Annotated in this window: 15 protein-coding genes and 1 pseudogene; 9 read left to right on the forward strand and 7 right to left on the reverse strand. The window is 41.3% G+C overall.

The genetic code is table 11. The features are described 5' to 3' along the window. Positions 1–25: 25 nt before the first annotated feature. From J7E52_RS10100 to J7E52_RS10110, 3 genes are all read right to left on the reverse strand, one after another. Positions 26–232, reverse strand: coding sequence for a DUF1657 domain-containing protein (locus J7E52_RS10100; RefSeq protein ID WP_214745518.1), 207 nt, complete (start codon positions 230–232; stop codon positions 26–28). 53 nt (positions 233–285) lie between these two features. Further along, on the reverse strand, positions 286–1,305 hold the full coding sequence (gene spoVAD, locus J7E52_RS10105) for a stage V sporulation protein AD (protein WP_214745521.1): 1,020 nt from the start codon (positions 1,303–1,305) through the stop codon (positions 286–288). A gap of 291 nt (positions 1,306–1,596) precedes the next feature. Continuing rightward, positions 1,597–1,800, reverse strand: coding sequence for a DUF1657 domain-containing protein (locus J7E52_RS10110; RefSeq protein ID WP_214745524.1), 204 nt, complete (start codon positions 1,798–1,800; stop codon positions 1,597–1,599). Between the two features lie 275 nt (positions 1,801–2,075). Between J7E52_RS10110 and J7E52_RS10115 the strand changes: the two genes are divergently transcribed. The 3 genes from J7E52_RS10115 to J7E52_RS10125 are packed head-to-tail and all read left to right on the forward strand — an operon-like array spanning position 2,076 to position 4,016. Further along, complete coding sequence (locus J7E52_RS10115) at positions 2,076–2,471, forward strand: hypothetical protein (RefSeq protein ID WP_286197633.1); 396 nt, start codon at positions 2,076–2,078, stop codon at positions 2,469–2,471. Beyond that, positions 2,468–3,745, forward strand: coding sequence for an ammonium transporter (locus tag J7E52_RS10120; protein ID WP_214745527.1), 1,278 nt, complete (start codon positions 2,468–2,470; stop codon positions 3,743–3,745). Before J7E52_RS10115 ends, J7E52_RS10120 begins: the two co-directional genes overlap by 4 nt. Positions 3,746–3,788: 43 nt before the next feature. Beyond that, entirely contained in the window at positions 3,789–4,016 is a 228-nt protein-coding gene (locus J7E52_RS10125; protein ID WP_214745530.1) for a group-specific protein, read from the forward strand. A 279-nt stretch (positions 4,017–4,295) separates the two neighbouring features. Here J7E52_RS10125 and J7E52_RS10130 read toward each other — a convergent pair whose 3' ends face one another. Beyond that, complete coding sequence (locus J7E52_RS10130; protein ID WP_101225048.1) at positions 4,296–4,628, reverse strand: hypothetical protein; 333 nt, start codon at positions 4,626–4,628, stop codon at positions 4,296–4,298. A gap of 354 nt (positions 4,629–4,982) precedes the next feature. Between J7E52_RS10130 and J7E52_RS10135 the strand changes: the two genes are divergently transcribed. From J7E52_RS10135 to J7E52_RS10155, 5 genes and pseudogenes are all read left to right on the forward strand, one after another. Continuing rightward, the gene (locus J7E52_RS10135) at positions 4,983–5,639 is read left to right on the forward strand and encodes a 5-bromo-4-chloroindolyl phosphate hydrolysis family protein (protein WP_214745533.1); all 657 of its coding nucleotides are present in this window, start codon (positions 4,983–4,985) and stop codon (positions 5,637–5,639) included. Beyond that, complete coding sequence (locus J7E52_RS10140) at positions 5,636–6,808, forward strand: toxic anion resistance protein (protein ID WP_214745536.1); 1,173 nt, start codon at positions 5,636–5,638, stop codon at positions 6,806–6,808. Before J7E52_RS10135 ends, J7E52_RS10140 begins: the two co-directional genes overlap by 4 nt. Before the next feature lie 11 nt (positions 6,809–6,819). After that, positions 6,820–7,389 carry a nitroreductase family protein gene (locus tag J7E52_RS10145; protein ID WP_214745539.1) on the forward strand — a complete coding sequence of 190 codons (570 nt, stop codon included), beginning with the start codon at positions 6,820–6,822 and terminating at the stop codon, positions 7,387–7,389. 611 nt (positions 7,390–8,000) lie between these two features. Beyond that, positions 8,001–8,078 (forward strand): annotated as a pseudogene (locus J7E52_RS27390) (SEC-C metal-binding domain-containing protein); the annotation flags it as partial. Positions 8,079–8,410: 332 nt separating this feature from the next. Then, a complete protein-coding gene (locus tag J7E52_RS10155) occupies positions 8,411–9,409 on the forward strand; it encodes a S8 family peptidase (protein ID WP_214745546.1) in 999 nt (332 codons plus the stop codon). Positions 9,410–9,457: 48 nt separating this feature from the next. Here J7E52_RS10155 and J7E52_RS10160 read toward each other — a convergent pair whose 3' ends face one another. Further along, positions 9,458–10,120, reverse strand: a complete 663-nt coding sequence (locus tag J7E52_RS10160; protein WP_214745549.1) for a YcnI family copper-binding membrane protein — start codon at positions 10,118–10,120, stop codon at positions 9,458–9,460. Between the two features lie 18 nt (positions 10,121–10,138). After that, complete coding sequence (locus J7E52_RS10165) at positions 10,139–11,773, reverse strand: copper resistance CopC/CopD family protein (RefSeq protein ID WP_214745552.1); 1,635 nt, start codon at positions 11,771–11,773, stop codon at positions 10,139–10,141. Positions 11,774–12,075: 302 nt separating this feature from the next. On the opposite strand from J7E52_RS10165, the gene J7E52_RS10170 reads away from it, so the two are divergent. Next, the gene (locus J7E52_RS10170) at positions 12,076–13,530 is read left to right on the forward strand and encodes a cadherin-like beta sandwich domain-containing protein (protein WP_214745555.1); all 1,455 of its coding nucleotides are present in this window, start codon (positions 12,076–12,078) and stop codon (positions 13,528–13,530) included. A 53-nt stretch (positions 13,531–13,583) separates the two neighbouring features. Here J7E52_RS10170 and J7E52_RS10175 read toward each other — a convergent pair whose 3' ends face one another. Next, positions 13,584–15,215 (reverse strand): PAS domain-containing sensor histidine kinase, encoded by a 1,632-nt coding sequence (locus tag J7E52_RS10175; RefSeq protein WP_214745558.1) that lies wholly within the window; start codon positions 15,213–15,215, stop codon positions 13,584–13,586. Positions 15,216–15,329 lie beyond the last annotated feature (114 nt).

Raw genomic sequence — 15,329 nt, forward strand, 5'->3', positions numbered from 1 at the left:
AACACCCCCTGCTAGATCAGTGTTATTAAAAACCCTTATACTGCGGTTCTTCCCGTTCTAACTCGCCCACACGCTTCTGTACATCCTCCATCACTTCATTCACCACCAGCATCGTTTCATGCAAGATGCGTTTAGATTCTTCATCTTGAGTCCGGAGTGCTAAGCTGGATAAGCCTGCTTCAACTCCTTTTAGGCTAGAGACACATTGTTTTACATCTGAAGCTATCGTCATGCAGTATCCTCCTTATCCTTACGGTCTAAAAATTATGGCTTGGAACACACCAATCATGGTTGTGAATCACTGTCATATTCAATCGATACGGCATGGGCAATGCATGGGATCGTCTCACTTTGTTGAAAGGATAGGGGAGATAACAAGGCACCTGTAGCCACGACGAGCAATCGTTTTATTTCTCCCTTTTTCATGCGATTTAATAAGTGACCATAAACGACGGTGGCCGAACATCCTGGGCCGCTTGCCCCGGACAGGACCGGCTGACCATCCCTGTATATCATTAAACCGCAATCTTTATATTGCGCTTCTTTAATCGGCGTACCATGTTTTTTAAATAATTCGAGAGAAACTTCATGTCCGATCTTTCCTAAATCCCCGGTCACTATTAAATCATAATAGGATGGGTCGAGGTTTCTTTCTCTTAAATGGGCTTCAATCGTATCTACAGCGGCCGGGGCCATGGCACCGCCCATGTTGAAAGGATCAGTCAAGCCCATGTCGATGACACGGCCTATCGTAGCCGAAGTGACCCTTGGGCCTTCCCCGGCACTGCTTAATAAAGCCACGCCCGCCCCCGTAACGGTCCATTGGGCTGTTGGAGGTTTTTGCCCTCCGTATTCAGTTGGGTAGCGAAATTGCTTTTCTACTGCCGCGTTATGACTTGATGCTCCTGTCAATAAGTACTCTGCCCCTTTGGTATTGACAAGGTATGCACCAAGAGCCAATCCCTCCATGGAGGTGGAGCAAGCGCCAAATAAGCCGAGAAATGGAGTTCCCAGTGTTCGGCAAGCAAAACTCGTAGGCGTTATTTGGTTGATAAGGTCGCCTCCAAGGAAAAATTGAATCTGTTCCTTCTGAAGACCCGCCTTTTCGATTGCTTTTGTACTCGCTTCTTCCAATAAGACTTTATGTGCCTTTTCATAGGTATCTTGATTTATCCATAAATCGGAATGGAGAAGATCGAAATCATCCGCAAGCATACCGTCCGCTTCAAATGGCCCGCCGACGGTTCCTGTGGAGATGATGACAGGCTTTTGATCAAACACCCATGTGCGATGCCCCGTAAGCATTATAAACCACCCCAATGTCTGAGTATTGTCAGTGCTAAGATTAAACCAAGTAATAACATGAAAGATTTAGCCAATTTGACTATATTGCAGCCATTCCTAAACCGAAAACAAATATAGCGGCCCGAAAGCTTAAGTGGAACAAAGCCGCCAATTCGGTCATACACCCCAAGTCCGGTATGTTACGGGCCCGTCCTGGCATTTTCGCGAAAATCTTGTCTTTGATATAGAAAAGAACTGAATGGATATAAAAAAAAGGCTGGTTGCCTAAACCAACCTTTTTAATATGAATGATTATTGCTTATATTGAGGTTCTTCGTTTTGAATCTCTTCAATGCGAGGAGTGATGCTGTCAACGATCGTTTGTGTCTGTTGCGCAGCTTGTTGGTAAAGTTGTTTCGCTTTCTCGTTATCTGTTGAAAGGGCGAAGGTTTCAAAGCTCGCTTGAGCACTTTTAAGCCCGGCTAAAGTTGTTTTGACATCGTTTATTACGGTCATATATGAACCTCCCTAGTTTATTTATAACTTCTTTTATAGAGTAAGAAAAAAATGAGTATCTATACCTTCCAAAATTTTCTCTGAATGAGTTAACTATCTCAGTTCATTAATCAAACGATTGATTAATGGAGGGAATCAGGCAGAAGTGTAGTTAAGATCATTCTTCACGCAAGTTGTTTTTTTGTTTAATTATTGACTGAATTCAGAATTCTTAATATAATTAGAAAACATAACGTGATAACGTGAGGTGATATGACATTTATATTCGGGACGATTTGTATAGTAGGGTTGTTTTTGAAATTTCATCTGAAGAAGTAATAAAAGGACTGCTATTTCACAAAAGCAAACAAGAGTCGGAAATTGAATCGATCAAAAGTAAAATATATAAATATGAGCAAAAACGAAGAGCTGAGGAAGCTTGGTATCAATCCCTATCACCATTTAAACGTTTTTTTACAGGGCGTGCCCCAAGTCATCACCAGGCCGTTGAGCATTTGGTGAATGTTAAAGATAGATATAAAAAAATTGAGATGATAAAACAGAAGGTCGCTTTTTTAAATGAGATGATCGGTTTACTTGAAGCTGAACCGGAAAAACGGGAAATGAATTTACCATCAGAAATCATTAAAGAAATAATGGCCTGGCAGAAAGCGGAGGGAACGCCAAGATGACTCTAGAAACGTTAAACGCTGGCTTGGATACGGTTTGGGTGGTTTTGACAGCAGCCATGATTCTATTGATGGAGGGCGGCTTTGCTTTATTGGAGGCAGGGTTCGTCCGTACGAAGAATAATGTGAATATCATCATGAAGGTTTTTGCCGATATTACGATCGGAACGCTATGCTATTTCGTCGTTGGTTTTGGCTTAATGTATGGAGCGGATGTATTTGGAATCATTGGAGCAAGCGGCTTTCTGCTGAAAGGTGATTTGGCGCATATCGACCTTACGATTTCCATCGATGCATTTTGGTTATTTCAAGGGGCATTCGTCATCGCCGTCATTTCCATCGTTTCGGGAGCAGTTGCAGAAAGGATCAACTTTCGGGCGTATCTTATTTTTGTCGTAATGATGACGGCATTCATCTATCCGATTGCCGGTCACTGGGTATGGGGTGGTGGCTGGTTGAGCGGGTTGGGCATGCAGGACTTCGCAGGATCTGCGGTCATTCATGCACTAGGCGGTTTTTCTGCACTTGCGGCTGCCATTGTAATTGGGCCGAGAGCAGGTAAATTCACTTCATGGGGGACTAGTTCCATTTCGCTGCCGAGTAATCTTCCATTGGCATCTGTTGGGGCGTTCCTTTTATGGTTTGGCTGGTTTGGGTTTAATGCAGGAAGCACCTTGCAAGCTACGGATGGACGCATTGGCCATATTGCCATTGTCACGATGCTCTCAGCTGCATCAGGGGGAGCGGCGACCTTGCTTTATACACTATTTAGGTATGGACGCTCGGATGCCCCTTCCGTCATCAATGGCTCACTTGCAGGTCTTGTCGGGATTACGGCTGGCTGTGCATTCGTTAGTGATCTGGCGGCAATATTGATTGGAGCCGTTTCTGGAATGCTCATGTTAGCTGCGACAAATTGGTTGGAAGCCCGAAAAATCGATGATCCGGTTGGCGCCTTTCCCGTTCATGCGGCATCAGGGATGTGGGGGACGATAGCTGTAGGGCTTTTCTCCACTGAAAACGGATTGTTTGCCGGTGGGGGATGGCATTTGCTCGGAGTTCAAACATTAGGATTAGTGGTGTTATGCATCTGGGGCTTTTCATTGACATGGCTCGTTTTTAAAGTTATAAATGTTTGGCTGCCTATTAGATCCACTGAAGAAGAGGAAGAACTTGGGTTGGATATCAGTTATCATGGCATCATGGCCACACATACCTCGCCCGAGTTCATCAAGGTAGAGGACTACTATAAGCAGGATGAAGAATTGACAAGGTAATGTGTATAATACAAGATAGAATCAAGTAAGAGGTGAATTTTAAATGGGTGCATGCAATCTTGATCATTCGCAGCAAGATGTCAGGCTCAAATTTGAGAGTCAAAAGGCATTTTTACCAACCGAACTGAGTCAAACATTAGATCGATATCTGGAAAAAGGGAATTCGCAGGAAACATTGAATGAACTATTTCATCTATTGAAGAAGTATGACTTGTCTACCCATGAAGAACAGGAATCAAGAAACGAAAAGTTGAAACGGATAATGTTGTAAACGCGAAAGAACGGGAGTGCAAGGATACCCGTTCTTTTTATTTTAATCGCGGAATCTGACCCTATTTTATTTTATTCGGTGCATCAGTAATTGTTTTTTTAAAAGATACCAGGATTACATTTAAGGCAGCGAAAACATGACTGTAACTGACAAGGGTTAAGTGGACCTTTATAGATTTAATCAATCGTTTGATTAAATCTCATGTACTGACTACCAAGCCTTCAATAAATGCATGGAGAAGATAAAAAAGCGGGAGCCCATAATGAGCTCCTGCCATCTTTAAAAGCCATCATCTGTTGCGGTGAAGGGAATGTTTAGGTTTCTTTCCACGGCCCGAAGTCTTTGATTCAGCCTGTTTAATCTATTCGTATGTCGTTGGTCCGCCTGACTTAGCCTGGTGATCTCCTGGTTAATGCGGTTCACTTCCCGATTTATCCGCGTGATTTCTTGGTTCTGCCGATTGAGTTCCCTCGTTTGACGCTCGTTTTGACGCTCAAGTTCCCGGACTCTTCTTTCAAGTTGTTGTGGCTGCCTTTCAACATCGAATTGGTCGGGCACCTGGCTATATGGATTTTCTTGTACCTGCTGAAGGTTCCAATCTTGCTGTGGCATATAATCAAATCGTTCAGGCTCTTGGAAATATGGGTTAAAATCAGATTGAAAGTATTGGTGATTTCCATTTTGTTGTGGAAAAGGATAAAATCCGTATGAATACATGGTCAACTCTCCTTTTTAAAATCAGGATGGATACGTTATAACTTATGTAAGTTCTGGAGAAGTGACTAGGCGTTAGCCCATATTAGTGGGATGAAGGGGAAATTAACAGAAAAAATTTCAATAAATTTGCAGAAACCATCCGGTTCCTATATCGTTTAGGATAGGAGAAATTCTTTTAACCATCTTGAAACCAATTCCAAGGATAATCCGTATATAAAGAAAAGAGTGTAAGTCAGGAGTGTAATGATTATGAATCGATTTCTTGCTGATTTTGTTCCGATATTGATTGCATTTCCAATGGTTTTGCCGGTTTGGATAATTAGCTATTTTGCATTGAATCAACCGTTTGCCCTGTCCGTTGTCATATCTTTAGCAGGAGGGGTGCTCGCATACTGGCTAAGTTCCGTATATTTTTCCTCAAGATACCTCAAAAAACATGAATTGACGAGAAAAGAATATCAATATATAAAGAAAAATTTAATTGAAGCAAAACCGAAAATATGGCGGGTGCAAAAAGCACTAATCTCTGTCAGGCATATCTCTTCTTTTAAACAGAGGAAGGATATGATTAAAATGATCAGGAAAATATATAGTCTGACAAAAAAAGAACCGAAGCGGTTTTACCAGGCGGAACAATTTTATTATTCGCATCTGGATTCCGCCATGGAGCTTTCGGAGAAATATGTTTTTTTAGCACAGCAGCCAAAAAAGAATAGGGAACTGGAACTCTCCTTAACAGAGACTCGTAAAACCTTAAAGGAACTCACTCATACGATAGAAAAGGATTTATATAAAGTGATTGCCGATGATATCGATAACCTTAACTTCGAATTGGATGTTGCTAAGCAGTCCATTAAAACGAGAAAAGAGTCACAAGTAATTGATGAAAGCAGGAGGTTAAAATGAATAACAATGATCCAAACCTGTTGAATAAAACGAACAATGCCAGTTTGATCGATGATCTTTTAGCCAATCCATTTGATGGGGTACAGGAGCTGGAGAAAGCATCTTCCCAGGAAGCGAAACCGGTTAAACTGATTGATGTCATTCCTGAAGAGAACAGGGCAAAGGCTTATCAGCTTGCCGAACAAATCGACCCAACGAATCATCAGGCGATGATTTCCTATGGAACACCCGCCCAATCAAAGCTCCTGACCTTTTCTAATTCCATGCTTGAGCATGTCCAGAAAAAAGATGTGGGTGAAGTGGGCAATATTATCAGTGATTTAATGAAAAAGTTAAACGAGCTGAGCCCGGATGAGCTAAAACCGGATAAGCCCTCTTTCTTTGCACGTATGTTCGGGAAGCTCTCGGGATCTGTACAGGAGGTGCTATCCAAATATCAAAAAACTGGGGCCCAAATTGATCGAATCAGTGTGAAACTCGATCGGAGCAAGAATATCCTGTTATCGGATATCGTAATCCTTGAAAAGCTATATGAAACGAATAAGGATTACTTCCAGGCATTGAATGTGTATATTGCAGCTGGGGAAATCAAACTCGAAGAAATCCATGAGAAAACGATTCCGGAGCTAAGGAAGTCCGCTGAATCTAGCAATGATCAAATGAAGTTTCAAGAAGTCAATGATATGCTGCAATTTGCTGAACGGTTGGATAAAAGGCTTCATGATTTGAAATTGAGCCGTGAAATCACGATTCAAAGCGCACCGCAAATCAGGCTGATCCAAAACACGAATCAGGCACTAGTGGAGAAAATCCAATCTTCGATCATGACAGCCATTCCACTTTGGAAAAATCAGGTTGCGATTGCATTGACCCTAATCAGGCAAAGGCATGCTGTAGAAGCGCAAAAACAGGTTTCCAAGACAACAAATGACTTGTTATTGAAGAACTCTGAGATGCTGAAAACCAATACCATTGAAACGGCTAAAGAAAATGAGCGCGGACTTGTCGATATTGAAACATTAAAGAGCACTCAAGCTAACTTGATTTCCACGCTTGAGGAAACCATGCGGATTCAAGAGGAAGGTAGGCATAAACGCCGACAAGCCGAACAGGAATTGGCATCAATGGAAAATGAACTGAAACAGAAACTTTTAGAGATAAAGGGATAAGGGGAGATAACATGGAAACTATCGAGGCTATAAAAACGAGAAGAAGCATTGGAATCGTTAAGCAAGATCCGGTACCTAAGGAAATGATCGAGCAAATCATTGAAGCTGGAACGTATGCACCCAATCATCATCGAACGGAGCCTTGGCGCTTTTTTGTTTTGACTGGAGAAGGAAGAAATAAACTAGGCCAGGTATTCGAAGAAATCACAAGAATTGAAAATGCTGATGATACTCCTGAAAGTTTAATCAGCAAGCTCGAACGGCAAAAAAAGAATCCATTAAGGGCTCCAGTCATCATCGCAGTGGGCATAGAGCCTAGTGATAAGAATAATGTCCTTGTGGCAGAAGAATATGCGGCAGTGAACAGTGCCATTCAAAACATGCTTCTTGCAGCACATTCTCTAGGTCTGGGAGCAGTATGGAGAACGGGGAAAATAACTTATCATGAAAAGGTCCGTGAATTTTTCAATTTATCCTCTAAAGGAGAGGTATTGGCTTTCATATACTTGGGTTATCCTGACATGGAGCCGAAACCTGCTAAGAAAACACCGATTGATGAATTGACCACATGGATCGGATGAAGGATTGAGGGAGCTGGATCAGTGTATGGACACTGATCCAGCTTTTTTTATTGCTTCAATAAGGCTTCCTTAAAATGAAAGGGATATGGCTTCGTCAGGCTTCATTTCAAGTGACGATTGACGAATTAGGTTGTACAATACATAGGAAGAATAAATTTTGATGAATTAGGATGTGTCTATAGATGAGAACGATTGATCCATTTGAGATACTCGATGGAAAAGCGATAAAATATTTGGATGTTTTTGGCGTTGAGGATGGAATTGCTTTAAAGAGTAAGTACGAAGATAAATCGTATTGGATATATGATTATTATTGCATGCATCAGACTTGTGATTGCCAGGAAGTATACCTTGAATTCGTTGAGGAGCGCAAAGGCAATAAACAGGCGGGACAGCATTTTGGAGTGAGGGTTTCTTTTGGAGATAATCAATTTGTCCTGGAGGATTATAATATTTCCAAGCAAAAGGCGATGGATATCGCGGAAGATACGTTAAAGTACAGTAAAGATGTAATGGAGTTATTTAAACAGCGGTATCAGCAAATGAAGGAAAAAGGCACGCAAATTATCATGGAAAGTGCAAAGGCAGCTAAAATGCCGCATGTTCATACAGAACCGGTTATTGGCAGAAATGACCCTTGTCCATGTGGAAGCCGGAAAAAATACAAAAAATGCTGCGGTGCAGCTTAACATCTTGGAAGCTGACTCATTTCGGGGTCGCTTCTTTTTTATTTGGAAATGCAATGCTTGGAAAAAAATTGAGTAATGAATAAAAAAGGGTGGCATCAAACGAACATTTGTTCTATAATAAGAGTACCAGATAATAACATAAAAAGAAATAAAAAGTAGTCATTTAGATGGAATTTTCCGAAAACTTCTTTTTTATTTTCATAAATCTGGTATATATAAGAGAGAAGAGTTTTTTGATCTCATCTCTTTCAACGGTAGACGGCAACCAGACGGGATGAAAATCCCCGCACTGATGGCAGTTTAACTTATTGAACGAAGGAAGGGGTAATCAAATGACAAGAGAAAAAAGATTAATACCTTACAAAGTTCTTGAAGTAATGGAAACGGTGAAAGAGAAGATTCCTGAGGGTGTCGAGCTTGTGAAAGCACCGGCAATTTGGGAGAAAAGCAATTATGGTGAGGGCGTGGTAGTGGCCGTCATCGATACAGGCATTGACAAGGGACATCCAGACCTTAAGGAAAGAATCATTGGTGGGAAGGATTTTACCAATACCGGGGATTATCAAGATGATAACGGACATGGGACACATGTTAGCGGTACGGTTGTCGCTGCGATTAATAATGCAGGTGTAGTGGGAGTGGCTCCGAAAGCAAGCATATTAGCGTTAAAGGCCCTAAATGGTCAAGGACAAGGCGATATAGATTGGATTAATGGGGCACTAGAGTATGCAATCAATTGGCGGGGACCTAATGAAGAAAAAGTTTCGGTTATTTCACTTTCACTTGGCGGACCTCCGGATGAGACTGAACACAAACTCATTCAAAGGGCCCTTAAGAATGATATCCTTGTTGTTTGCGCAGCTGGAAATAGCGGAGATGGGCGTCATGAAACGGATGAATTGGATTATCCAGGAGCATATCCAGAGGTAGTGGAAGTCGGAGCTGTGGATTTAAGCAGAAATTTAGCGGATTTTTCAAATACGAATGATGAAATTGACTTGGTGGCGCCAGGGGTTGACATTCTCTCTACTTATCCAGGAAATAAATATGCCAGGTTGAGCGGAACATCAATGGCTACGCCTCATGTAAGCGGTGCAGCAGCTCTCTTGAAAGTGATTGCTGAAAGGGAATTTGACCGCAACTTAACTGAAGCGGAATTATATGCACAGCTGGTGAAAAGTACGGAAGATCTGGGGATAAGCAAAAAAGCCCAGGGAAATGGATTGCTTAACTTAACGATAACGGAACAAAGAGCTGAAAAATCGATTAAGATTACCATAGAATCAGAAAACCTTCAGTTACCGAGCAAATCGGTTGTCATGGAATATTAGAAGAGAAAAAAAGGTGCCTCAAGAAATTGGGGCACCCTTCCATAATGATTATTTTTTAGTTTTCCTTAGAGCTGCAAAAAGCGCTACAATGGAAAGGATTAGTGATATGACAGCCAGAGTGATGATCAGCGTTTGGTTGCTATCACCTTCTGTTGTTGCTGACTCCTTTGAATTGTCTGTTGTCGTGGAATCATTAGTGTCAGCATCATCATTGTGACCATGGTCCGCAGGTTCTGCATCAGCCTTGGGCGCAACTGTAATTTCCGTTACAGAATGCGGTAGGTCTGAGCCTTCATCACCGCTCCATTCAACAATTTCGCCATCTTCGTAATATTGAAATGCATCCCATGCCACTTTCGTTTCTTCTTTAGGATTTTGTGCTACGAAAGAGAATTGCTGGAATTGTCCAGCAGCTATTCCTTCGTCAGTTGCTGCCCAAGTTACCGTTTTTACATGCCCATCTTTGTCACCTTCTGTAGTTACTTTCCATCCCGGTACAGGCTGATAGCTTTCAAAAGTAATCCCTTCAGGTACTTTTAAAGTCACCTTTGTCGTGGCAGATTCTTTTTCGACGGGCACTTTGAGTGTATAAGTTTCCCACGCCTCAGGGGCAGACGAACTAGGTTTGACGGTAACGTGAGCATACGCTGAACCTGAAAAAATGAATAATGCAGCAATTGTAAAAATAAGTAGTTTTGAAATGTTTTTCATTAGTATTAATCCCTCCTGTTATGAATTCCCTATAAAAATTATAAAATCAGCATTGATTGAATCCAGGTTTTCAGTTAATCCGTGAACATGGATATTCCACTTTCCTGGCATGGTTAATATAGACTTTGATGTAAATGTACCTGTGTTTTTCTCCTTCATCTGCAGCTTTATTTCACCATTTGGAGTATCTAATGGCTGCATAGTGATTGTTAGCTGCTCTATTTCAGCAATTGGCTTGCCTTCATTGGAAAGGTTTACTTGAATCAGGTTATCTCCGACTTCATTGGGGGTCACCATTAATGTAACCTCATTATCCTCTTCAGTCCGTAACGTCTTTTCAATGGGCCCGGGAGAAGACATGGCTGTTTGGACATTTGTCAGTAGAGCTGCAACGAGAAGGATGACGATCCCTAAACCAAACTCCATTCCCACACTATAACCAAGTTTTTTCGTTTGCTTTTTCCCTCTGAGAAAATGAAAGCCTCCTAAAACGATCATGACTAACATGAGACCGATTTTCGCCAGTAACAATTGGCCATATGTTGTGTTAAACAATGAATGGATAGTCGGTACATGCTGTAAACTGCTATATATTCCGCTAACAATCAGTATTATTACAAACAGAAATGCCCATTTGGAAAACCTTTGAACGATCGACCAGTAAAATGTTTTCTTATCTTGTTGGACTGCCTGCCGATCGGCAAGCCCAGGCAAAATCACCAATAAGGCCATAAGGCCGCCGAGCCATAAAGCCATGGACAATAAATGTAGGAAATCCATCAAAACGGCCAGAACCTGATTAGGAACGGCTGCTGTATGTCCAGTTAAAGCCTTACAAATCATCAAGCAGGCAATTATGATAAAAGAAAGGTAAGGTAGTGATTTATTCAGGGAGTTCTCGAGCATGAAATAAATCACTAAAAATAGAAGGAGCAATATTAGAATCTCAATGATCCAGACCGATCCAAAGTTTGTAGCATTCAATACTTCTTTTATATAACTCACTTTAAATGCATCAGTCCAACCTACACCAGCATCAATCGTAACTTTTAAAGGCAGACTGCAGATGATGGAAAATGCTAAACCTGCATATGAAAGCCAAAGGTATAGACGGGCTCTTCTGCTAGCTTCAAAAAGTCGAGAATCCTTCATTAACGATAATCTGAAAAAAAGGATTCCGGTTAGTGCAGCGAAGCATATGTATTGAAGACTTTGCAGGATTACATTGATGGAATTCGGAAAACTTGCATTTACTTCGGAATTTTCTTGGTCTGAAAGTCCAGCTGAATCGCCGAATTGAAATGGAATTGTTCCTTCAATGGGATGGCCATCACTTGAAACCACTCTCCATTTAATGTAGTAAATCCCTTCATCGATAGTGCCCTTCCACTTAGCTTCCAGTATTTTTCCACTTTGTTTCGAAATTGTACTGTCTTGGATTTGAATTTTGTCCCCATCTTGGCTGAATACCTCAAGCGAATGGAAAGCTGGTTGTATATTCTCGCTGAATTGAATGCTGATTTTTTCAGGAAGAGTATCCATCGCTTCATTCGGGCTAGGATTAGAGCTTATTATTGTAGCATGACCAAAAGCCATTGCCGGGTATAAAAGCAAACTGAATAGGCTGACTATCAGCCATAAATATTTTTTCATCTGGGTGTGCCATCATCCTTTCATCAGATTGTGTAAGCTTATTATAAAAGGAAAATGTGAAAAAACAGTGAAAATAAATTTGTTATCTAAAGGCAGTTTAAGAGGTTCCCTAGAAAAGTGATAACAATAAGGTTAGATTGACCTGCCTTCCTCCATTATAGCCATAGTATTGGTTGGGGATTCCGCTTTGCACCAAAGCATCAATAGGTATCCTCCTACGAAAAAATCCATTAAGAAATAATTAAGGTTCCTTTGGTAACCTGGCCCTATCATGTTTGCAGGAATAATAGGAGGGATAGGCTTTGCTAAAGAAGGGTTTTAAAGAAAAAGGCGTGAAGGTGATCTTGGTTGGTTCTCTTGTGGGAATGGGAACATCCACTTATATACCCGAGGCAGGGGCTGCGGAAGGCACTTCTGTCATTCAGGAAGAGGCACAAACGGTAAATAGTCTTTCAAAGCTAGAAATAGAAGGGATAGCACTGGATCAAAAATTTTCAGAGGATGTACACGATTATAGTTCGGCAGTGGGGAATGATGTGGAAAAGATCACCTTGCTTGCAGCAAGCCCTAACGAGAATGCAGCCATATACGTGAACGGTGTCAAAATGACAGATGGTAAAGTGAAGGACTTACCACTTCAAACTGGCATGAATACGTTTGAAATCACCGTCAGCGATGGGGAAAATGAAACGGTTGCCTATACTCTCAAGGTCGAAAAACTTGAAAGTGATGATAACCTTTTAACATCGATTGGATTATCAAAAGGCTCATTAACATTCGATTCTAAAGTGACAGCTTATAATGCTTCAGTTGAAAATGAAGTCCAGTCCGTTACGGTAACTCCGACATTGAGTGACAGTACGGCAATTGTAAAGGTGAATGGAAAGGATGCTACCAGTGCAGGTGTAAAGGTTACCCTTCCAGTCGGAAAGACAACGGTAAAGATTATCGTTACAGCAGAAAATGGAGATGAACAAACATATACGCTTACGATTACAAGGGCCGCAGCCAAGGAAACCGAATCGAAAGATGCTTCTGCTCCTAAAGAGAGTGAAGTTCAAAAGGATCCCTCAACAGAAACAAGTAAAGCTCAACCTTCCTCAGATAAGGGGAGTAAATCATCTTTAACATCAGCGGAATCCTCCAATAATCTAAAACCTAGCAGTGGTGTCAGCCAAGTACCGAAAGCACAGCAAATTGAAAGCATTTCAACACAAAAACCGAAAACGGAATCTATAGAGAAGGTAGCGTCAGCAGATTCTTTAGGTGAGGAAGGCAATAATGCACCAGTGTTGAACAACCTGACTGTATCAACCGGAGTATGGAACAAATCTTTTGAATCCAATGAGCATACCTATCATATCGAGGTCGATAATGATATTTCTTCAGTTGAAATGAATGCAGCGACAAATGCCAGCGGAGCAACGATTGAATATGACGGTGAGAGCAGTAAACAAGTGAAGATCAAGGATAAAGCGAAGACGGCCATTTCCGTTACCGTTTCAAAGGATGGGGAGCGCCGTACTTACGTCATTGTTTTCGAAAAGGATATGGATGTTGAGATGGATGAGGAAGAAACCGTGGATGATGTCAAAACGAAAGAGGCGGAAGTTGAGGAGAAGCAAATGAGTACGGCTGGCAAGACTGTGAGCGATACATCCAATGATACAGGAGGCCAGGTTAATGGGAAACAGCCTGTTGAGACTGTGTCATTCTTTGGGAATATAAAGGATATCTTCACCTCCCTGTTTAAATAGTGATGGCTCTGAATCCTGCAAAAAAAGGACAAGGTTTAGGCTTGTCCTCGGATTCATAGTTTTATGGGCAAAATGATTTGGACTTCGGTTCCATGGTTTAGTTCGCTGTTAAAGCGGACCTTTCCCCGATGCGCTTCGATGATTCGGCAACTGACTGTCAGTCCTAACCCGGTTCCTTTTTCTTTAGAAGAATAGAAAGGCTCTCCAAGATGCTTTAACCGGTTTTTTTCAATTCCGCTTCCATTATCTTTGATGGTGATGGAAAGGTTATTGTCCATGCGTTCGAAATCAATCCAAATGTGATTGGCGGATGCCTCCATTGAATTCTTGAGCATGTTTATGAAAACTTGTTTTAATTGGTTTCCCTCACATAATAGAAGCGGTATTTCGTTTTTAACAGATATTGATATTTGGGTGGGGTACGAGTCCGCCTCTGGTTTCAACAAGGTTTTGACATCATTCATCAGGTCGATGATTTGATGTTTGCTGAATGGAAGTTCCTGTGGTTTTGCCAGGACGAGTAACTCGCTTACAATAAGATTGATCCGGTCCAACTCACTTAACATGATCGTGTAGTATTGTTCATAGGGATGGTCGCTCTTTTTAAGCAGCTGGACGAAACCTTTTAAGGAAGTCAGCGGGTTTCGTACCTCGTGGGCCACACTTGCGGCAAGTTCGCCGACTATCGATAATTTTTCGGTTCTTCTTAAGCGTGCTTCGGTTTCCCGAATTTGAGTGACCTCTTTAGCATAAGTAATGATTCCGACTAAATCTTCTCCAACCATCATTGGGACAAACGTACAAGAAAGTAAGATGGACTTCCCGTACTTCGTCAGGAATTCTATATCTTTCCCTTTTTTGATCCCCTTATGGTTTTCCATGACATATTGGCAAGATGTACGGATCAATTCCGCGTCTTCTGCTGAAAAGTTCAAATCAATGAATGAGGCGCCATTTATTTCTTCCTGTTGAAAGCCTGTCACTGTTTCAAATCTAGGATTCACGGTCATGATCATTCCGTTTAAATCAAGCATCAGCATCGGATATGGGTTGTGTTCAAACAATGATTTATAGCGTTGTTCACTATCGAATAATTGATTCTCCGCGACAACCCTTTCAGAAATATCCCTGCCAATGACGACTAAGCCTTTTCGTGAACCATCCTCATTGAACAGGGGAACTTTGATCGTATCAAAGGTCTTGTGATTGCCATCGGGAAGAGGGATGATTTCCTCACACCTTGTGATTTCCCCTTTTACCCACGTTTCTTCATCGGAAACTTCACAGTAGATCAACGACTCTTTATAAAATTCGGAGTATTCTGCGAGCTCACTGTCTCTTTTCCCCTTATAATCTACATGCTCCAATTGAAATAATTGCAGCCCGAAGGTATTGGATTCAAGCCATCGGCCATCACCATCCTTGAAGTTAACGAAATCCACCATTGAATTTATGAGTGTGCGCCGACGTTGTTCCGCTTCTTTTAATTGTTTGAATTCTTCCCTTTTAGCTAAATAAAGATATAAGACCAAGCCTATTGATAAAAGAAAAACAAAGCCTTCCGCTCTTTGAAGTTGAACGAAGACCTCTTTGTTATGGATATTTGTAGTTAAAAAATAGTCGAACACGACTAATGTAAGAATCCCGGATAGGATATATATTGCTAAGATGGAGCGTTTGGACATGGAGATTCTCCCTGATTTAAGACATTTCAAAGGTAAAATTACATACACATTTTAACAAACTATCGGAAAAAAATATATGCAGAATCCTAAATAAAAAAACAGGGGCCAAAGTGG

Origin of the sequence: Bacillus sp. ISL-34 (assembly GCF_018613325.1) — a bacterium.
GTDB lineage: Bacteria > Bacillota > Bacilli > Bacillales > DSM-1321 > Peribacillus.